Annotated in this window: 16 protein-coding genes; 6 read left to right on the top strand and 10 right to left on the bottom strand. The window is 70.5% G+C overall.

All coding sequences use genetic code 11. From position 1 onward, the window contains the following. Positions 1-8: 8 nt before the first annotated feature. Entirely contained in the window at positions 9-869 is an 861-nt protein-coding gene (locus VET29_RS03205) for a helix-turn-helix transcriptional regulator (protein WP_324914361.1), read from the bottom strand. Between the two features lie 86 nt (positions 870-955). Between VET29_RS03205 and VET29_RS03200 the strand changes: the two genes are divergently transcribed. Then, the gene (locus VET29_RS03200) at positions 956-1,984 is read left to right on the top strand and encodes an aldo/keto reductase (protein ID WP_324914357.1); all 1,029 of its coding nucleotides are present in this window, start codon (positions 956-958) and stop codon (positions 1,982-1,984) included. Here VET29_RS03200 and VET29_RS03195 read toward each other — a convergent pair. Beyond that, entirely contained in the window at positions 1,970-2,764 is a 795-nt protein-coding gene (locus VET29_RS03195) for a methyltransferase domain-containing protein (protein ID WP_324914353.1), read from the bottom strand. The genes VET29_RS03200 and VET29_RS03195 overlap by 15 nt on opposite strands. Positions 2,765-2,852: 88 nt before the next feature. Between VET29_RS03195 and VET29_RS03190 the strand changes: the two genes are divergently transcribed. The 3 genes from VET29_RS03190 (at position 2,853) to VET29_RS03180 (ending at position 7,116) form a co-directional block, all read left to right on the top strand. Continuing rightward, complete coding sequence (locus tag VET29_RS03190) at positions 2,853-4,895, top strand: M14 family zinc carboxypeptidase (RefSeq protein ID WP_324914349.1); 2,043 nt, start codon at positions 2,853-2,855, stop codon at positions 4,893-4,895. 34 nt (positions 4,896-4,929) lie between these two features. Beyond that, positions 4,930-6,102, top strand: a complete 1,173-nt coding sequence (locus VET29_RS03185) for an amidohydrolase family protein (RefSeq protein WP_324914345.1) — start codon at positions 4,930-4,932, stop codon at positions 6,100-6,102. Between the two features lie 129 nt (positions 6,103-6,231). Then, on the top strand, positions 6,232-7,116 hold the full coding sequence (locus VET29_RS03180; RefSeq protein WP_324914341.1) for a hypothetical protein: 885 nt from the start codon (positions 6,232-6,234) through the stop codon (positions 7,114-7,116). Here VET29_RS03180 and VET29_RS03175 read toward each other — a convergent pair. Further along, positions 7,106-9,514, bottom strand: coding sequence for a glycoside hydrolase family 32 protein (locus VET29_RS03175; RefSeq protein ID WP_324914338.1), 2,409 nt, complete (start codon positions 9,512-9,514; stop codon positions 7,106-7,108). The two genes, VET29_RS03180 and VET29_RS03175, sit on opposite strands and share 11 nt — an antisense overlap. Before the next feature lie 368 nt (positions 9,515-9,882). Between VET29_RS03175 and VET29_RS03170 the strand changes: the two genes are divergently transcribed. Beyond that, positions 9,883-10,233: an MmcQ/YjbR family DNA-binding protein gene (locus tag VET29_RS03170; RefSeq protein ID WP_324914334.1), complete on the top strand. Its 351-nt coding sequence runs from the start codon at positions 9,883-9,885 to the stop codon at positions 10,231-10,233. 25 nt (positions 10,234-10,258) lie between these two features. Here the strand turns inward: VET29_RS03170 and VET29_RS03165 are convergent, their stop codons facing one another. The 7 genes from VET29_RS03165 to VET29_RS03135 form a co-directional block, all read right to left on the bottom strand. Further along, complete coding sequence (locus tag VET29_RS03165) at positions 10,259-11,473, bottom strand: ABC transporter permease (RefSeq protein WP_324914330.1); 1,215 nt, start codon at positions 11,471-11,473, stop codon at positions 10,259-10,261. A gap of 83 nt (positions 11,474-11,556) precedes the next feature. After that, a complete protein-coding gene (locus VET29_RS03160; RefSeq protein ID WP_324914327.1) occupies positions 11,557-12,282 on the bottom strand; it encodes an ABC transporter ATP-binding protein in 726 nt (241 codons plus the stop codon). After that, entirely contained in the window at positions 12,279-13,253 is a 975-nt protein-coding gene (locus tag VET29_RS03155; protein WP_324914325.1) for an efflux RND transporter periplasmic adaptor subunit, read from the bottom strand. The genes VET29_RS03160 and VET29_RS03155 overlap by 4 nt, the downstream gene beginning before the upstream one ends. A 187-nt stretch (positions 13,254-13,440) precedes the next feature. Continuing rightward, a complete protein-coding gene (locus tag VET29_RS03150; protein ID WP_324914321.1) occupies positions 13,441-13,626 on the bottom strand; it encodes a DUF397 domain-containing protein in 186 nt (61 codons plus the stop codon). Positions 13,627-13,637: 11 nt separating this feature from the next. Beyond that, positions 13,638-14,438 carry a helix-turn-helix transcriptional regulator gene (locus tag VET29_RS03145; RefSeq protein ID WP_324914397.1) on the bottom strand — a complete coding sequence of 267 codons (801 nt, stop codon included), beginning with the start codon at positions 14,436-14,438 and terminating at the stop codon, positions 13,638-13,640. A gap of 197 nt (positions 14,439-14,635) precedes the next feature. Next, positions 14,636-16,882 (bottom strand): M64 family metallopeptidase, encoded by a 2,247-nt coding sequence (locus VET29_RS03140; RefSeq protein ID WP_324914317.1) that lies wholly within the window; start codon positions 16,880-16,882, stop codon positions 14,636-14,638. Beyond that, entirely contained in the window at positions 16,882-18,711 is a 1,830-nt protein-coding gene (locus tag VET29_RS03135; protein WP_324914394.1) for a M6 family metalloprotease domain-containing protein, read from the bottom strand. Before VET29_RS03135 ends, VET29_RS03140 begins: the two co-directional genes overlap by 1 nt. Positions 18,712-19,053: 342 nt before the next feature. Between VET29_RS03135 and VET29_RS03130 the strand changes: the two genes are divergently transcribed. Next, positions 19,054-20,127 carry a helix-turn-helix domain-containing protein gene (locus VET29_RS03130; RefSeq protein ID WP_324914313.1) on the top strand — a complete coding sequence of 358 codons (1,074 nt, stop codon included), beginning with the start codon at positions 19,054-19,056 and terminating at the stop codon, positions 20,125-20,127. Positions 20,128-20,159: the final 32 nt, after the last annotated feature.

The following is a 20,159-nucleotide window of genomic DNA, read 5'->3' as shown; positions in this document are numbered from 1 at the left end:
GTTCCTGCTCAGACGGACACGGTGATCCTCGTCGCGAGCTCCCGGAGCTTTCGCTCCGTTTCGGAACCGATGGGTGCCGTGTAGGTGCACAGCCGCTGACCAGGGTCTGTCGGCAGCTCCAACGCCTCGTACGTCAGCACCAGTTCGCCCAGCTCGGGGTGGTGAATCCGCTTGACACCGTGCTGGCGGTCGCTCACGTCCTGGTTCTCCCAGAACCGGCTGAACTCCGGGCTCGCGTCCCGCAGCTCGCACATCACCCGGTAGGCGCGGCCGTGCCCGGGGAACTTGCCGATGTCGGCCCGCAGGCTGGACACGCTGTCCTCGGCGACGTGTTCCCAGTCCAGGTACAGCTCGCGGGCGAACGGGTCGAGGAACACGATGCGCGCGCCGTTCAGGTCCTCGGCCGGCAGCGCGTCGAAGTCCGTCGAGTACACGGACTTCGCGAGGCGGTTCCACGCGAGGAGGTCGGTGCCCGGCCCGTAGACCATGGCGGGCACGGACTCGCCCATCGCGTCGAGCAGCTCCCGGATCTGCGGCCTGACCAGGGGGCGCTCGGCCGGCGCGCACGCGCCGGCGGCGGTGCGGCGGCCGGGGGCGGTGATGTTGCGCAGGTAGGTGTGCTCGTGCTCGGTGAGCCGCAGCGCGCGGGCGACGGCGTCGAGCACGGCATCGGAGATCGCCGCGGCGCGGCCCTGCTCGATGCGGGTGTAGTAGTCGACACTGATGCCCGCGAGCTGGGCGACCTCCTCACGGCGCAGGCCGTTGACGCGCCGCCTGGTGACGCCGTTGGGCAGGCCGAGCTCCGCCGGGTCGAGCGCGGCGCGGCGGGCCTTCAGGAACGGCGTGATCTCGTCCTCGACGTGTCCCATGCCGCCATTGTCCCGCAAGGTGGTACTGGCCGACCCAGGTTGGGCCTTGCCTGGCGGGATCGCGGCGACCGCCGCACAGTTGCCTCATGAGGCAAAGAATTCTGGGCGGCACCGGAATCTCGGTGAGCGAGTACGCGCTGGGCGCGATGATGTTCGGGAAGATCGGCAACCCGGATCACTCCGATGGTGTACGAATCATCCACCACGCGCTCGACGCGGGCATCAACTTCGTGGACACCGCCGACGGCTACTCCGACGGCGAGTCCGAGGAGATCGTGGGCAAGGCCCTGGAGGGGCGGCGCGACGACGTCGTGCTGGCCACCAAGGTGCACTTCCCGATGAGCGACGACCCCAACCACCGGGGCAACTCACGGCGCTGGATCGTGCGCGAGGTGGAGAGCAGCCTGCGGCGGCTGCGGACGGACTGGATCGACCTGTACCAGATCCACCGCCCGGACGCTTCGACCGACATCGACGAGACGCTGGGCGCGCTGACCGACCTCGTGCGGGCCGGCAAGGTGCGTGCGGTGGGCAGCTCGACGTTCCCGGCGGAGCAGATCGTCGAGGCGCAGTGGGTGTCCGAGCGGCGGGGGCACGTGCGGTTCCGCAGCGAGCAGCCGCCGTACTCGATCCTGGCGCGGGGCATCGAGGCGGCGGTCCTGCCGACGGCGCACAAGTACGGGATGGGCGTGCTGACCTGGGGCCCGCTCGCCACCGGTTGGCTGTCCGGCCGGTACTCGAGCGCCGCGGACGTGTCGTCGCGTGGCGAGGGCCGGGTGAAGGGGGAAGCACACCGGTTCGACACGTCACTGCCGGAGAACGCCGCGAAGCTGGCGGCGGTCACCGAGCTGGGCAAGCTGGCCGCGGACGCCGGCCTGACCCTGCCCCACCTGGCGGTCGGCTTCGTCCTGTCCCACCCGGCGGTCACGTCGGTGATCATCGGCCCGCGGACGATGGACCAGCTGGAGTCCCTGCTCAGCGGCACGGGCACGGTCCTGTCCTCGGACGTCCTCGACCGGATCGACGAGATCGTGCCGCCGGGCACGGACCTCAACAAGGCCGACAGCTACTTCACGCCGCCGGCCCTGCGCGACCCGTCGCTACGCCGCAGGTGAGCGCGTCGCGCCCAACACGTAGCCGGTGAGGCTGGCGAAGAAGACGCCGGCCTCGTCGGCCTCGGCCAGCGGGCGCAGGAACCCCTCCACCGAGTCGAGGACGCCCGCGGCCACCGCCTCGGCGACCGCGCCCTCCGCGGCCCGGCGGAACAGCCCGTAGGACATCTGCATGGTGTGCGGCGTGATCGTCACGTCGGTCATGCCGCGCCCCATGAACCGCCTGCGCATCTGCCGGCCGCACCAGCCCTGCTTGTGGTGGTCCGCCCAGTACGGCTGGAACGCGCGTGTCGCCGCCCGGTCCGGGTGATCGAGGGCGAGGGTCTCGAAGTCAAGGTCGAACACGGCCAGCCGGCCGCCCGGCCGCAGCACCCGGACCAGCTCGTCGTCCGCGGCGTCGATGTCCAGCAGGTGCATGCGGACGAGCTTGGCCCGCACCCGGTCGAACGTCGCGTTCGGGAAGGAGAGCCCGTAGACGTCGTCCTGGATGAACTCGACCGGGCCGCCCCTTCTGCGGGCCTCGGCCAGCATCGTCTCGCTCAGGTCCACGCCCACGACCCGGCCCGCCGGTCCCGCGAGGGAGGCCAGCTCACGGGTGTCGTCGCCTGGGCCGCAGCCGACGTCGAGCACGTGCCGTCCCGCCAGCGAACCCAGCTGCTCGATGAGCGACTGCCGGACCCCGTGGTACTCGGGGATCGCGTTCACGCTGTCCGAGAACGAGATGAACCAGGATGCGTCCTCGGTGTCGTCGACTGCCGTGTACTGCCCGGCGAAAACGCTCATGGCGATCACCCTATGTCTGGGCGCGATCTTGAGGAATGATGCGTTCAGCCGGTTTGCGATCCTGCTTTCGGCCGGTCTGGGAGGTCTCATGAGGAAGCGTGGCTTCTTGCTCGCGCTTGCGCTGTCACTGTCCGTCATCGTTCCCTCGCCCACCGCGAGCGCGGCACCCGCCCAGCCCGAGGAGCTGTCCCTCGTGCGGGTGCGGCTGCCCGACCGGGCCATGTTCGACGAGCTGCTGACGAGCGGGGCGGACATCGCGGCGCGGCCCCGCACCGGAGACGGCGAGCTGCTGGTCGACCTCGTGCTCACCGGAAGCCAGCTGGCCGACCTCAACGCACGCGGCGCCGAGACCGTCCAGGTGATCGAGCGCGCGGGCGACGCGGCCGGGCGGTACGCGCAGTCGCGGGCCAGGACCCGGCAGGCCGCCGCGGACACCCTGCACTTCCTGTCCGCGTACTGGTGGACCAGTGGCGGCCAGACCTTCCTGCAGACCCAGGTCGCGACGACCGCGATCGCCGACCCGGACGTCGAGATCACCGTCACCTGGACGACGGCGGACGGCACCACCGGCTCGTACCCGCTGCAGCGTTTCGAGGACGCCGGCGAGTACCAGTACCACGTGGCCCTGCCCCAGCCCCTGCCCGCGCAGCCGGTGAAGGTCACCGCCGCGTCCAGCCTCGGCGGGTCCACCCGGGCCGTCACGCCGACCAGGTGGCCGGGTGCGACCCCGCCGCAGACGCCGGCCGGCTACCAGCGGGACTTCATCGACGCGTACATGGCGCCGACCGACATCAAGGCCCGGCTGGCGCGGCTCGCCCGGCAGTACCCGAGCCTGGTCGACCTGGTCGACCTGCCGCACCGCACCCAGGGCTACCGGCGCACGGCGACCGCCTACCTCGGCGACCCGGCGAGCGCCGCGGTCGTCGTCGAGTCGGTCCAGTTCGGCGACCAGGGCCCGAACGGCTGGCAGGTCAAGACCGTCGACCCCGGCAAACCCAACCGGCCCGCGCAGGCGACCTGGCGCGACCGCGTGCTGACGGTCTCCCTCGCCACGGACGCCGCCGGCGCGGTCATCAGCACCACCGACCAGGTAGCCGCGCTGATCACCGCACGGTTCCCCCAGCGGTTCAACGCGTTCGTCGAGGACGGGTCGGCCGGCAAGGTCATGCCGGTCGCCGGTCCGGTCACCATGGACAACGGCCTGGACGGGTCGATCCCGCAGAAGCCGTGGACCGTGCAGGGACTGCGGATCGGCGTGCACCGCGACGGTTCGCGGATCGGCGTGCTCACGTACTCCCAGGAGCACGCGCGGGAGTGGGCGACGCCCCTGGTCACGCTCGAGTTCGCGGAGCGGCTGCTGGCCAACTACGCGACGGACCCGGCGACCCGACAGCTCCTGGAGAACGTCGAGGTGTTCGTGATCCCGACGGTCAACCCGGACGGCGCGAACTACTCGTTCCACGACGCGAACTTCCAGCGCAAGAACATGGTCAACCACTGCACGGGCACACAGCGGGATCCGCGGAACGCCGACTCGTGGGGCGTCGACGTCAACCGGAACTACGCCGTGGGCTCGCTGTTCGACGGGTACGTCGGCGCGTCGTCGAACTGCCTGTCCGGCACGTACGCGGGCACGGGTGAACTGTCCGAGGCGGAGAGCGGCAACGTCATCGACTTCGCGAAGGCGCACTCGAACATCAGGTTCGTGATGAACGTGCACAGCTACGGCGGTTACTTCATGTGGCCGCCCGGCGCGTACGCGATGCCGGGCCGGGTCACGCTGCCGCGGCCGTCCATCGAGGAGGCGGCGTTCTTCCAGGCGTCCGCGAAGCGGATCGTGGGCGCGATCTCGTCGTCGCGCGGCACGGTGACCTGGCCGTCCCAGACCGGTCCGGTCGCGGACGTCCTGTACTCGGCGGCCGGCAACTCCGCCGACCAGCTGTACTACGACCAGGGCATCTTCGCGTGGGACTTCGAGATCGGCAACGACCTGTGGAACCCGTCGACCGGCGAGTGGGAGGGCGTCGGCTTCCAGCCGCCGTACCCGGAGGCGCACTCCGAGTCCCAGGAGTACGCCGACGGGCTGGTCGAGCTGCTGAACGTGGCCAGGGACTACGGGCAGCAGGGCTGAGGACCGTCGCGTTCTCACGGTCCGGGACGACCAGATGAGAGTGACCGCGCTGCGCGCCGCCCGCGTGTTCGACGGCACGAGGCTGGTCGACCACCCGACCGTGGTGCTCGACCGCGGACACGTGGTGGCGACGGGTGTCGACGTGCCGGGTGCCGTCGACCTCGGCGACGTGACGGTGCTGCCCGGCATGATCGACGTGCACGTCCACCTGGCGTTCGACGCCGGCACGGACCCGGTCGGCGCGCTGGCCGCCCGCACACCGGACGAGGTGCGCGCGGCGATGGCCGACGCGGCGCGCCGGCACCTTCGGGCCGGTGTCACGACGGTCCGGGACCTCGGCGACCCGGACTACCTGTCCCTCTCGTTGCGTGGTGACCCCGACCTGCCGACGATCGTGGCGGCCGGCCCGCCGGTGACGACGCTCGACGGCCACTGCCACTTCCTGGGTGGCGCGGTAGCGCCGGGTCCGGCGGCCGTGCGGGCGGCGGTGCGCGAGCGGGCGGAACGCGGCTGCGACGTCGTCAAGATCATGGCGAGCGGCGGGACGATGACGAAGGGGACGGCTCAGCACCTGCCGCAGTTCGAGGTGGCCGAGCTGCGGGCCGCGGTCGACGAGGCGCACCGGCACGGGCTGCCGGTCGTGGCACACGCCCACGCCACCGCGGGCATCGAGGCCGCGCTGGCGGCCGGCGTGGACGGGCTGGAGCACGTCTCGTTCTGGACGGCCGACGGGATCGACGACCGCCCCGACCTGATCGACGAGATCGCGCGGCGGCAGGTGGCGGTCGGCGCGTCGATCGGCGCCGCGCCCCTGTCCGACGCCGACCGCGCGGCGGTGCTGCTGGCCGAGCCGGACCGCGCCGAGGTGTTCGCCAGGGTGCCGAAGATCATGGCGGTGTACCGCCGGCTCATCGAGGCCGGCGCCGTCGTGGTGGCCGGCACGGACGCGGGAATCGGGCCGGCGAAGCAACACCCGTCGCTGCCCAACGCGGTGCCGCAGCTGGTCGGGCTGGGCATGACGCCACTGGACGCCCTGCGTGCGGTGACGTCGGTGGCGGCCGAGGTGTGCGGGTTGGCCGGCCGCAAGGGCCGCCTGGCGCCGGGCTTCGACGCGGACCTGGTGGTCGTGGCCGGCGACCCGCTGACGGATCCCGCCGCGGTGCACGACGTCGAAGCCGTGTACCGCAAGGGAAGGACGGTGGCGTGACGGTGGCGCCGCGCCATGGCGTGCGGGGCACGGGGTCGCCGTCGCGACCGGTGAGCCGTTTCGCGACGATCCCACGCTCCGTGCAACCGGCGACCCGGCCGCCTCCGTCCGTTGGGCATGTTGGTTGGGTTGCGACGGCTGGGGACAGCGGCGTTGGTCATCGGCGCGGCGGTGGCGTGCGGCAATCCGGTTGCGGCGCCGAAGGTCGCGGACACACCGCCGGTGTGGGTCGAGGTCGGGTGCTCGGTGAAGGACCCCCTCGACCCCTCGGTGGAGCGGGGTGGCGTGCCCGCGGACTTCGTGGCGAACTCGGTGGTGCGCTGCCGAAGCGAGCCCCGGGAGGTCCCCGGCGAGGGCACGTGGACGGTGCAGATCATCGAGCGTGCGGACGGCCCCGTGCCAGAGCTGCTCGACATGCTGCGCAAGCCGTCCGGACCGCCGCCGGCGAACTCGATATGCCCCGCGATCGGGTACGCGAAGCCGTACTTCGTGCTGGTCGACGCGGAGGGCAGGGCGTTGCTGCCCGACGTGCCGACGAGCACGTGCGGCAAGCCCCACGACGAGGTGACGCGGTTCCTCGACAAGCTGCCGTACCGGACGGTGTCGGAGACGCGGACGGGGCTGGTGGGGTCCGTGCGGTCGAACGAGACCGGCTGCCCGGACACCTGGAAGGACACGATCGTTCTCGAGTCCCCGAAAGCCGCTCCCGGCGGTGCCATGTGGCCGGACCCGGCCGGCACGCCGCGGGTGTGCACCTACCTGGTGGACGGCGACACCGGCCGCCTGGCCAACGGTTTCTCGCTGAAAGGACCGGCGGTGTCCGCGCTGCGGTCCGCGCTGGACACCGCCGGCCCGGCCGCCGGGTGCGACCGGCCGCACACGAGGTTCGCCGTGGTCCTCCCGTCGATGGGCGGCACGGCGACGGTGGAGCTGGACGGGTGTCTCCGTTTCCAACGCTCGGACAACACGTTGGGGCAGTTGGACAAGGACGCGGTGGCCGTCCTCACGCGGTGAGGCGGACGTTGCGGAACCGGGCGGTGCCGGCGAACCCGTTGAGTCCGAAGAGGCCGGTCGAGTAGGTGGCGTCGGTCGCGTTGATGACCTCGACCCCGTCGAGTGAGACCCGAATGTTGGTGCCACGCGCGGTGACGGCGAGGGGGTACGTCCGGCCCGGCACGATGTTGGCCGCATGGGTGGCGATGTCGGCGCCGGGCCGCCAGAGCTTGACGATGCCGTTGACGTCGACGTTGGCGGTGTAGTGGCGGGTGCCGTCGGCACTGGCGCGGAACACGAGCCCGGCGGCGACCCCGTTGACCGGGGTGAGGTCGCCGGAGTAGGTGAAGTCGGCGCCGGTGGACGAGCTGAGGTAGAAGGTGTCGCCGCCACCACGGGCCTGCACCGCGTCACCGGGCGCGGTCCACGTCCCGCTGACGGGGCGCCAGGGCCCGGCGAGGTTGGTGTCGAACCCGGCGGCGTTGAGCTGGAGGTTGTTGACGGTCGCCTGGCCGCTGAAGACGTTGACGCCGAGCCGTCCGGCGGCGTAGGCGGTGTCGGTGGCGTCGATGACCGGTTGTGCCGACCGGTCGAGGTAGACCCGGATCCGCGACCCCGCGGCGACGACCTTGAGGTGGTAGGTGCGACCGACGGTGATGGCCGTCGGGTAGGTGGCGATGTCCCGCCCCGGCCGCCAGAGCTTCACCATCCCGGCGGTGTCGACGTTCACCGTGTAGTGGCGAGCGGCGTCGTCACTGGCGCGGAAGGTGAGCGCGGCGGCGGTGCCGCTGTCGACCCGGACGTCGCCCTCGTAGGTGAGGTCGCCGGCGGAAGTGGGGCTGAGGTAGAAGGCGTCCCCGGAGGCCGTGCCCTGCTTGCCCGCGGCGGTGTCGGTCCAGGTGCCGTTGACGGCGGTCCATGCGTCGCCGAGGTTACTGTCCAGAGTGGACTGTCCGGTGCCCCAGGCACTCGCGATCCGGTTGAACCGCAGGGAGTTAAGACGCACGGACCCGCCGTCGGCGAACAGTGAGAGCCCCTGGTTGGCGGGGTTGAAGTCGACGTTGTCGGTGTAGGAGAACGCACCGCCGGCGGCGAAGATCCCCAGCTGTCCCCGGTCGACGAGAACGTGCATGGAAACCCGCCCGTTGACGGGGGAAAGCGGCGCGCCGTAGAGGGTCTGCGCACCCCGGTCGTAGCTGACCTCCCGATCGAACCCGCCGTCGGACCGCGTGTGCAACCGAAACCCGAACTTGCGGGCGGTGGCGCCGGTGAGGTCGAACTCGGCGGTCAGCTCGTAGGCGTCACCACGGAGCTGGGCGAGCGGGTTGGTTCCCGGCTGAAGAGTCTGCGCCCCGAGCTCGACGGGGTCTCGCCGGAGCGATGCCAGCTCCGCGACGGGGTTACGCGTCAGGCGAATGCCGTCGGAAGAGGTCCGCAACCCCAGCTGCGCGGGGAAGGTGAGGTCACCGGTCCAGGTTGCGCCGTGGTTGCCGCCCTGCCAGGCGGTCTGCACGACCCTCCCCGCGGGGTCCCCGGTGAAGGTCTGCGAGGCGTAGAAGGGCGACCCGGCTCCCCCGCCACCGAAGTCCTCGCGACGCACGGGAGAGGTGGGCGTGAAGGTGGTCCCGTCGAAGTCCCCGAGGACGTAGCTGTTGTCCTTGGCGGCGGAGAGCACCCATCGCGTGTTGGCGGGGTTGCCGTCGACGGGCAGCTGGTACATGTCCGGACACTCGAACATCCAGTCGGCGGTGAACCGGCTGGCGAAGTTCCAGTGCAGCAGATCGGTGGAGGTGTAGAAGTTGGCGCCGAAGTTGCCCTCCTTGACGTAGAGGACCATCACCCAGCGCTGGGAGGGCGCGTGCCAGAAGACCTTGGGATCCCGGCTCTCGTTCCCGCCGGTGTCGATCACCTCGGTGCCGCGGTTGTAGGTCTGGAAGGTCCGCGCGCCGTCGAGGCTGTAGTGCACGACGACCCCGCCGGTACCGGAGAAGAACAGGATCGGGTCATCGCCGCCGGACTTGAGCCCGGTCACGTTGCGGGTGTCCACGACCCCGTTGCCGGACCAGAGATCCCCGGGATGGACCCCCGGCTCCAGGGCGATGGGCTTCTGGTTCCAGTGCACGAGGTCGGGGCTGACCGCGTGCCCCCAGTGCATGGTCTCCCAACCCAGACCGTGCGGGTTGTGCTGGAAGAAGAGGTGGTACTGCCCCCGGTAGTAGACCGACCCGTTGGGGTCGTTCATCCACCCGGCACGCGGACTGAAGTGGTACTGCCCACGAAGCGGCTCGTCGTAGTTGGTGGGCGGATAGGGAAACTCCGGATAGTCGGCCGCCACCCCGGCCCACGCCGAGGGCGCCCCACCCGCGATGAGACACGCAAGGAACACCACGACGGCAACGGCCAAACGCACGATCTTCATTGATCCCCGCCTTTCACCGGCTCCAGAACCATCACGGCTGCGAGCGCACCAGAGGTTCATCGAACGAGCCAACGGTTCGAGGTTAGGCCGGTTCGCCGCCTCGCGGGAGTCACCGGCGGCGAGCGCCTGCGCGGGCCGCGTTTCTGTCGGTGGTCGTTGCTAGTGTCCCGCGCCGGGAATGCGGTGATTAAGTCGGTGGATCCAGGTTTCTGCTGGCAAGACGCCGGTTCGTCCTCGTACTGGGTCGTACTTGGGCGAACCGGCAACGCCGCCAGCAGGAAGCTGGGCCGCCGAACTAAGTTGCCTGATCTCCGGCGCGGGACACTAGCGTGGCATCGGGGGATCGACGAGCAGTGAGGACCCGGCGAATGGTCACCGCGGAAGACGTCAGGGAGATCGCGAGCGGCCTGCCGCGCACCGTCGAGCGGCTCGTGCGTGACCGGGTCAAGTTCAACGTGGGGCGGATCGTCTACGTCGCCCTCTCACGGGACGAGCGCACCATGGGCTGTGGCTTCCCCAAGGAGGAGCGGGCCGCCATGATCGACGCCCAGCCCGACAAGTTCGCCATGCCGAGCACGGGTGACCAGCGCTACCACTGGATCCACGTCGACCTGGACAGGATCGACAAGGACGAGCTCAGGGAGCTCGTCACCGACGCATGGCGCATGTGTGCCCCGAAGACCGTCGTCCGGGAGTACGACCGGAAACGCGGTGGTTGAGCCGGCGTGGGCCGGCGCGGGACGTCTAGGCCCGCATCACGGTCGCGATGGGGATTCTCGCCGCTCTCGCCGCCGGCACCAGGCCCCCCAGCACACCCGCGACCAGGCCCGCCGCCACCCCGGCCACCCCGGCCTCCCACGGGAACGCCACGTTCGCCAGCAGCGGATGCCGGTCGCCGAACATCCTGCTCGCCACCGCCAACCCGGCGATCCCCGCGCCGATCGCCGCCAGCGCCGTCAGCAAACCAGTCAGCAGCGTCTCCGCCAGCACGATCCCCGCCAGCAACAACCGCGGCGTACCCACGGCCCGCCGTAGCGCGAACTCCTCGATCCGCTCCCCGACCGTCGCCAACCCCACGTTCAGGATCCCCGCCGAGCCGATCAGCAGCACCAGGATCGACACCCCGAGGAACACCCAGCGCATCATCTGGATCTCCCCGGGCATCAGATCCTCGGCACTGATCGTCTCCACGTACAGGTCACCCATCCGCGGATCCGCGATCGACGCGTACTTCCGTTTCAGGATCTCGATGAGCTCCGTCGCGTCCGGCGCCGCCAGGACCAGCGCCGACCCGAACTGCGGGTCGGACAGCACGTCCACCGGCAGCCAGTTCAGCAGTTCGTCCGAACGGACGTACACCTGCGGCTGCGAGTTCCCGTCATCGACGACGCCGAGGAACCGTGGCGTCGAGTTCGCGATCCCGCCCTGGACACGCATCTCCGCCGGCACCTGGAACATCGTGAAGGCCTTCGCCGCCGCCTTGTTCAGCACCAGGCGGGGCGAGAGCGACGGCGCACCAGCGAAGTCCAGCCACCGTCCACTCTGGACATGCAGTGGCCGGAACCGCCGGAGGTCGCCTGTCAGCGCCGTGACGCGCACCTCGATCGCCTGGCCGCTCGGCTTGCCCTCGTTGGGATCCACGCAGTCGCCCGACGAGTCGCAGACCATCGACGAGCCGTACCCACCGCCGCCGCCGATCGGGCTCGCGCCCTCGTTGACCGGCCGCACGTTCGGTTCGCCGATGACCGCGCTGGCCGACAGCAACGCCACCGCGTCGTCGCGGCCCCTGATCGTGTCCATCACGATCTCCGAAGAACCGTCGACGGGCGGCAGGTACACCGACCGGGTGCCGTCGACTCCCCTGGTCAGCTCGCTGTTCGCCACCAGCGCCCGGTACGCGATCACCTGCCCGGCCTGCGCGGCCACCACGCCGAGCACACCGAGGAACAAACTGATCATGGACAGGAACGTGCGCAGCTTCCGTGCCCGGATCCCTTGCCCGCCAATGATGAGCGCCGACCGGAGACGCCCGGACAGCCGCATCACCGCGCCACCTCCGACAGCACGCCGTGGTCGAGCTGGAACACCCGCTGCATCTTCGCCGCGTGGTCGTGGTCGTGGGTCACCAGGACCAGTCCGCAGCCGCGGTCGGTCGCCGCGCGAAGTGCTTCCACCACAAGGTTTCCGGTGTCCGTGTCGAGCGCGCCGGTCGGCTCGTCGGCCAGCAGGATCTTCGGGTCCCGCACCAGCGCACGGGCGATCGCCACACGTTGCTGCTCACCGCCGGACAGCCGGGGCGGCTTGTGCTTCGCCAGGTGCGCGATGCCCATCTGGTCCAGCGCGGCCAACGCCCGGGCACGACGCTTGCGCCGCGGCAGCCAGCCCTGCCCGTTCACCATCGCCATCGCCACGTTCTGCGCGGCGGTCAGGTGCTTGAGCAGGAAGAACCGCTGGAACACGAAACCGAACTCGGAGCTGCGCAGCGCGGCCGCCCTGCGCTCCGGCAGGCGGGTGATGTCCCGCTCGCCCAACATGTACTGGCCGCCGTCGGCCCGGTCGAACAACCCGATCAGGCTCAGCAGCGTGCTCTTGCCCGACCCGGACCGCCCGAGCACCGCGATGCTCTCTCCACTGTGGAGTGTCAGGTCGACGCCGCTCAGGATCGTGCGCGGCTCCTGCTGGCCACGCAAGGTCTTGGTAACGCCGACGAGCCGCAGCAACGGCGTCGCCGTGCCCTGCCGCTCCGGCAGCACCTGGACGGCGGTCACTTGCCACCGCTCGACTGGCCGGAATCCGGGACGGGCGGCAGGTTCGGGCCCGGCACGGACAGCTTCTCGTTCCCGGTGAGCCCCGACCTGACCTCGATGACCTTGCCGTCGGTCAGGCCCAGCTCGACCTGCACCAGCTCGGTCGACCCGTCGGCCTTGACCACCTCGACCGTGCCCTTGCCCTGACCGCCCGCGACGGCCTCGACGGGCACGACCAGCACGCCGGTCGCGGTCTGCGTCACGATCTTCAGCGTGACCGACGCGCCGTTGATCATCTTGACCTCCGGCGGTGCGGTACAGACCAACCGCAGGCCGGAGGCGGCCGACCCCTCCGGCTGCTCGTCCTGAGGCTGCTTCTCGTCCTGGGTCACCGGTGCGCCCGCGGTGGCCCCCGGGGGCTGCTGCCCGCCGGCCGGCGGGTCCGCGGGCGGCGGCACGGGAACCGTGCCGGCCGGCAGTGCGGCGATCGTGCCCAGCACCGTGCAGGGGAACGGCCCGGGGCCCTTCTTGATCTGTGCCGTGATGGCGGTCAGCCCGTCGGCGATCTGGTAGGCCTTGTCGCTGCTGATCTCCGCGACGATCCCGTACCCGGCGAGCTTCGCCGAGGCCACCGGCATCCCTGGCACGACGTTCGACCGGTCGTCGACCAGCCTGCCGGCGAACGTGGCGCCGGCCGGCACCTCGACCTGGGTCGGCCGGCCGCCGGCCCACACGGCGCCGATGCGCGTCGGTTTGGCCGGCGTGGCGGTGGGCGGCTTGACGTCGAGGTAGCGCATCTGCCCCGCCACCGGCGCGACCAGCCCGAAGATCGGGTCCATGGTGACGGTCCCGGCCAGGCTGACCGAGTTCGTCAGGTCCTGCCGGGTCGGCGTCGCCGTGGTCATCACCGTGCCGCGGTCGGCGAGCCGAGGCAGCGGTTCGTCCGCCTCACCGGTCGAGCACGCGGTCGCGAACGCGAGTACGGACAGCACTACAACGACATGCCGCGGTTTCAAGACGAGCCCCCAAACCCAACTTACGATCTTTCCCCTAAGACGTCCGGTCGGATCGGCAGGTTGCCCGGGGGTTGCCGCACGTTACCGCACGATTGGGCCGTGAACGCACGACAGTTTTCCCGACAGCATCCGGCTGGCCGGTTCCTCCGACCGGCCTAGCGGACTACCGGCCGCGCTTCAGCACGGCGACGAGCGCGGCCCACCCGTCCGGCGCGACGACCAGTGGGCCGACACCAATGTCCTTCGAGTCTCGGATGCCGACAGCCATCGCCGTGAGCGCGACCTCGACACACGAACCGTTGTGGTCGCTGAAGCTGCTCTTGTGCCACACTGCGCTGCCGAAGTTCACGGTGTTGCTCCTCAAAGCCTCTTGATCAGGTCGGCCACGAAGCGAACGGACTCGTCCGGCGGAAGCGCGACCCTTTCCAGACTCCGTGCGGACACACGATAAGTATTCACCTCCCCAGGGTGCTGCACATACATCGCGCCGTCCTGAAGTTCCGCATAGACGATCGGCCGCGCCTTGTCGAATTCCAACACGACGAACTGCCCGTTCGACGCCTCGTGCCGGCCCCGTTCCGGCACCACCACCTGGAACAGGATGTTCGGGCGGCCGGCGAGGTCGATCAGGTGCTCGTACTGCTCACGCATGGTCTCGGTACTTCCGACACGTAACCGCAACGCCTGCTCGTTCACCGTCGCGTGGAGATGCATCGGCTCCTCGGCGGACAGCCGGTGCGCGCGCTCCATCCTGACCTCGACCACCCGCTCGCTGTGGTCGAGCCGGACGCGCTGGCTGGAGCGGCTCAGCTCCCTGGCGTACTCCTCGGTCTGCATCAGACCGGGGATCACGATCGGCTCGAACACGAACTCCTTGGTGGCCAGCCGCTCCAGGCCGACGAAAGTACCGAACCAGTCCGGCACCACGTCCCGCCAAGCGCCCCACCAGTTGGACTCGTCCGGAACCTCGGCGAGCGAGGTCAGCCGGTTGACGTCGTGCTGTGCGGCACCGTACGCGGAAAGCACCTTCGCTATGTCCGACGGCTGCTGCTGCCGCTCGCCGGTTTCCAGATGGGACAACTTTCCCACACTGACGCCCGCCCGGTTGGCCGCATCGGCCTGTTTGAGACCGGTTCTCTTCCGGTAGTTCGCCAGCTCCACACCCACGAGCCACCGCAACGCCGAAGGGTTGCGCACTGCCACCACTGCCTGACCTCCACGCTCACTGAACCACGTGCCGGACAGACCGTACCGGTGATCACAGAGGACACGGCAAATCATTGGTCGTTTGTATGGCGCTCCGTATTGCAATCAAAGGAAAAGCGTGCGGTGAGCGTTCGCCTGATCGCGCTGTGGAATCAGCGGCACTGATCCACTGTGGGCCCGCGAACGGAATTCGTGACACCCAGGTCGTCGGGGGCCACGGTGTTTCCGGTGCAGCTCAGCGGTCCGTGCACCGTCACACCCGCGAACACCGGCGCCGCGTTTCGCGCCAGTGTCACGGCGCCGCGGATCGCCCCGCCCAGAATCTGGACACCGCCCGGCACTCCCTCGACCATCACCGGACCGGAGACCGTCGAGTGGAACAGCTCGACCGTGCCGGCACGGGCGGCCGCGAGGGGACCGCCGATGGTGGCACCGGACGCGACGAGCCCCGCCCCGGGCGCGACGGTCACCGGGCCGGTCACGGTCGCGTTGTCGAGACAGGTCACGCCGTCGCGGACGACCAGCGCGCCGGGGTGGCGGCCGGTGATCGTCCGGGTGCACGCCGGTGGCGGCGGGAGCAGCGTCACGTCGAAGGAGGCGGCCGGGCCGACGTTGCCGACGGCGTCGATCGACCGGTACTCGATGGTGTGCGTGCCGTAGCTGGTCGGCACGTTGTCCCACGGGGAAAGCCTTGGCACACCGAGCTTTCCGTACACGAGGCTGTCGATCTCGGTGCCCTGCGGTGTGAAGTGCCACGGCGAGTCGGGGTCGGTCGGCCAGCCGAAGTAGTTGAACCAGCCGTCGCCGTCCGTGCGGAACTCACGGACCACGTAGCCCGGCGTGTCGTCGGTTCCGGCCAGGGCCATGGTGAACGGTCCGTTGTAGACGTACGAGCGGTGGCCGGACACCAGCGGCGCGGACAGCGTGTAGCCGGCCGTGGGCCTGCTGGCGTCGACGGTCCAGGTCAGGGTCCTGGCCCCGACCGTCGCGGTCAGCGTGTGGGTGCCGGTCAGGCCGAGCGGTTCGAGGTCGAAGGCCCGGTCGTTCCCGCCTGGGCCGCCGGGATCGACGGCGCGGCCGTCGAGGCGCCACACGACCGGCAGCACGCGGTCGGTCGGATGCGTCGTCTCGACGTGGACGACGTCCGTGGCGCCGACCGGCGCGGTGGTCGGTGTGCTGTTGGTGAACGCCGCGTCGACCGGCACGACCGGTGTGCTCAGCGAGGTGTCGACCGTCCACGTGCGACTCTGCGTCAGCGCGGCCGAGGAACGGACCGCGGGGTCACGCACGAACTCCGTCGGGTCGACGACGGTCGCGGCGACCGTGTGCACCCCCGGCGTCAGGTTCACAGTGGACAGTCGGAGGTTGCGGGTGCCGCGGGCCACCACGCGGGTGCCGTCGACCGTCCACGTCACGTCGAGCTGGTGGCTCACCGGGTACATGGTCTCGACCCACAGCACGCGGTCCGCGCCGACCGGCGCGGTCGCCGGCAGGCCGTCGGCCAGGATGCTCGTCTTCGCGGAGATCCGCTGCGTCATCCGCTCGCGTTCGACCTGGTCGAAGTAGTAGCCGAGCGTCTTCATCATCGAGTGCGCGGACGGCCGCCACACACCGCTGCTCGAGTACATGCCGCCCTCGCGGCGACCGACCTGGCCGCCGGACTCGCTCCGCTCGCCGAGCCAGCGCCACCACTTCTTCTGCTGTGCCCGCATCTGCGGCTCGGTGAGCAGCGTGTGGTGCACCGAGTCCGGCTCGCCACCCTCGTACGGGTCGCCGCGCACGCCACGCGCGTAGTAGTCGTACTCGTCCTGCAGGCCGCCGAGCGAGTGGCCCAGCTCGTGCGGGGTGATCAGCGCGGACAGCGCGTTGCCGCCGGTCGCGGTGGCGTACGTGCCACCCGCGCCGCCGTAGGTGTCGCTGTTGCCGATCGCGAGCAGCTGGCGGTTCGCGCGGGTCGTGCCGGACACCCGGTCGGCGTAGGAGTTGGCCTTCGTGTTGTTCACGGTCAGCAGGCGCTGCACGCTGTTCGGGTCGCAGCCGCCCCACAGACCCATGTCCAGTGCGGTGTCCACCCGCGGCGAGTCGAGGCCGGGGTCACAGTCCACACCGGACTCCGCGGACACGATCGACACCGCGTACACGTTGATGTAGCTGCGGTAGGACTTGAACGGCTCGATGGTCCACAGCACGTTCAGGTGCTTGTCCACGTTCTCGCGGAACTTTCCCTGCTCGTCGGCGGTGTAGCCGTCGCCGAGCACGACGAGGTTGAACCGCTTCGCCGGGTCGCCGGTCACCTGGACCGGCACCACCGTCGCGTCACCGGGTGCCGCGGACGCCGGCGGCGCCGCGACCACCGCGACCACCATCGCGAACGCCGCTACCGCCGACAGCCCGCGCATCACCGGCCCACCACCGTGCAGGTCGCGGTCGCCTTCTTCGACGGGTCGCTCTCGGACGTGGCCGTGAGCCGGACGGTCGCGACATGCGGCCCGCGCCCGGACCTCGTGGCGTGGACCGGAACCTGGACGTGGCCGCCGAACTGGGCCGTGGCGAGCGCGTTCGGCACGTCCACCGCCCAGCCCCGACCGTCCACAGTGGCCTTGATCCGGTAGACGTCACCGTTCAGGTACCTGTCCTGCGCGCCCCTGCCGGTGTTGAACACGGAGAAGTCGCAGGTGTTGAGGTTGTCGCGGGTCGGCAGGCTGAAGGTCGGCAGCACCTTGACGCCGCGCCGCTGCGGGCCCGCGCCGTCGAGGGACCTGACGGCGACCGTGTAGGACAGCACGCCCTTCTTGTCCCGCTTGACGTCCAGCACGTAGAAGTGCAGCCGGTTCGCCTCGTCGACGTACTCGTACTCGCTGCCGGAGTTCGTGCCGGCGTGGAACAACGCGTCGGACAGCTGCCGGTAGTCGCCGATGGTGATCGGCACCGCGGTGCCGTCCGGCAGCACGTAGTCGGTCATCCCGATGTTCTGCGGGTTCGCGTCGATGACCCACTCGAACGGCGCGTCGTCCTCGTTCTTGGTCTTGGCCAGCAGCACACCCGCGTCCGGCGTGAACGAGTCGGAACCCATCCGGTCGACGACCTCGACCGTGTAGTTGTCGTAGCCGCCGCCGTCACAGAACGGGTCGGCGTCCGGGTCGCACGCGGGCGACAGGTCACCCGTGCCGAGCGCGACGTTGACCCCGGCCAACCCGTCCGGCCCCGGTTGGACGGACCGCGCGGTGACCTTCGCGATCACCATGCCGGAGTCGCCGAGCGCCTCCCTCGACAGCTGCAGCACGTTCTGGTCGTCGACGATGCCGAGCTTCATCTTGTTGCGCAGCATGTGTTGCGCGCCCATGGACGCGCCGCCGGTCGCCGGGATCATCCACCGGCTGTGCGGGCCGCCCGGCCCGTTGAACGTGCCGCGGGACAGCATCTCCCACGGGCCGCTGTAGTCGCGCCGCGCCGGGATGCTGAACGGGTTGTTGTAGTTGTCCCCGATACCGAGGATGTGGCTGAACTCGTGGGCGTAGGTCGACTGGCCGGAGCTCTCGGCCTGCGTCGACGAGCCGCCGCCCGCGTTGGGCCAGATGGACGAGCCCGCGGCCCAGGAGGTCCAGTCCACGTAACGGGTGCGCGACCAGTTCGGCAGCGCCGGGTCCGGCGGGCCGAAGTCGTCGGTCACGTCCTCCTTGTGGGGGAACTTCATCGAGCCGAACTCCTGCCAGGTCGAGGACTCGTCCTGGCCCGCGGAGAGGAAGAAGATGAAGTCGTACCCCGCCGGCACCTGCGGGCCGACCGCGTTGACCCACGCGGCCCGCCCGTCGGTGCGGATGTTGCGGTTGCAGTTGTCGCCCGCGGGACAGGCGGTGCCGGCCTGGAACTCCATGCCGTACTCGTGGTCCTTGCCCGGCATGGTGTACGGCCCGAACGCGGTGAGGTCGACGCCGAGCCGGCCGCCCGAGTCCTCCATCCAGTACTCGTGGATGGTGTGGCCGTTGTTGAGCGGCTCCGGCTTGTTCAGGAAGTCCTGGTAGTACTTGCCGACCTGGTCACGCGGAATGTCGTGCGCCTCGGCGCTGGGGTTCTTGAAGACCGTCGACCCCTGCGGCTGCGTCACGACGAACGGCTGGTTGGGGTAGTCCAGGAGGACCAGCGCGCCCTTGAACTGGCGCTCCGAGCCCTTGACCGCCGGGTCCGCCCAGTTGGTGCCGGGCGGCTTCCGGTAGTCGTCCCACGTCATGTGGTCGGGGTTGACCCAGTTCTGCGGGTCGATGGGCCCGGGGAGGCCCGCCTGCGCGGCGGCGATCCGGGCGGTCTCCCCGCTCTGCTGCCACGGCTGCTGCTGCGGCCAGTGCGGGTACTGCCACGGCCGTTCGGGGGTGATCGGCTGGTCCGGGGCGGCGACGGCTGGGTTGACCGAGAGTCCGGTGGCGAGCGCGGCAGCGGAGAGCAGCGCCGTCACCAGCAGTGCAGGGCGGGTCACAGGAGGACGCTAACCCCGGGCCTTGACCCACATCATCGATCCGATGTAGGGAACACATGCCAGTGGTTCGGACATCTGTCGAAAAGCGGAGGTCGGGCGATGCGGCTACAGCCTGCCGTCGACGATCTTGCTGTACGCATCGGAAGACCGGTGCTGCTGGAGGACCACGCGCAGAGCGTCCTGGCCTACAGCGAGCAGAGCGGCCCGATGGACGACGTCCGCCGCGACTCGATCCTGCGGCGGCACACCGCCCGCGACGTGCGCGCCCGGTTCCGCGCCGCCGGCATCTTCGAGACGCGCAGGCCGCTGCGGGTGCCCGGTTCCGCCGAGGTGCTGCCGCGGTTGTGCGTGCCGGTGCGGCACCGCGAGCGGCTGCTGGGGTTCGTGTGGCTGATCGACTCGCCCGCGATGCCCGAGACGGATGTCGCGCTGGTGGAGAAGTCGGCGGCCGAGCTGGCGCTGGTGTTGCTGCACGACGTGCTCGCCGACGGCCTGAGCGTGCGCCGCGAACAGGCCGCCGTGGCAAGGGTCCTGGCCGGCGACGATGCCGAAGCGGCACGGATTCTCCTGGAGGAGGGTGGGTTTCCGGCAGTGCCCGTGACGGTGCTGGTGGTGCGTGGCCCGCAGGACGTCGTGCCGGACGGGCTGTTGGCGGCGCGGCTGAGGTTCACGGCCCGGCACCTCGCGCGCGCGGATCACGGGGTGCTGGTGTGTGCGGGGCGGGTGCGGGCGGAGGAGGTGCACGCGTTGTTCGCGGGACCGGTCGTGGTCGGCGTCGGTTCGCCGCGGCCGCTGTCCGAGGCTTCGGAGTCGTACGCGGAGGCCGTGCACGCGTCGCTCGTGGCGTCGCGGGTGCCGGGGTTCGCGCCGGTGGCCACCTGGGCATCCCTTGGGGTGTACAGGATGCTGGCGGCGGTGCCGGCGGACGCGGTGCACCCGGGCGTTGTCCGGCTGCTGGAGTCGCGGGAGCTGGTGGAGACGCTGGAGACGTACCTGGACCTGGCGGGCAGCGCGGTCGAGACGTCGAAGGCACTGCGGTTGCACCGCACGTCGCTCTACTACCGGCTGCAGCGGGTGGCCGAGCTGACCGGCACGAACCTCCGCACCGGCGACGACCGGCTGGCACTGCACCTGAGCCTCAAGCTGGCCCGCCTGCACGGCTTGCTGCGCTGACGGCGCGCGCCGGCGCCGCCTGCTCGGATAGG

This window comes from Actinophytocola sp. (assembly GCF_035634895.1).
In the GTDB taxonomy this organism is placed as follows: domain Bacteria; phylum Actinomycetota; class Actinomycetes; order Mycobacteriales; family Pseudonocardiaceae; genus Actinophytocola.
Note: the sequence above shows the minus strand (reverse complement) of the source record. Positions and strands in the feature narration are given on the sequence as shown.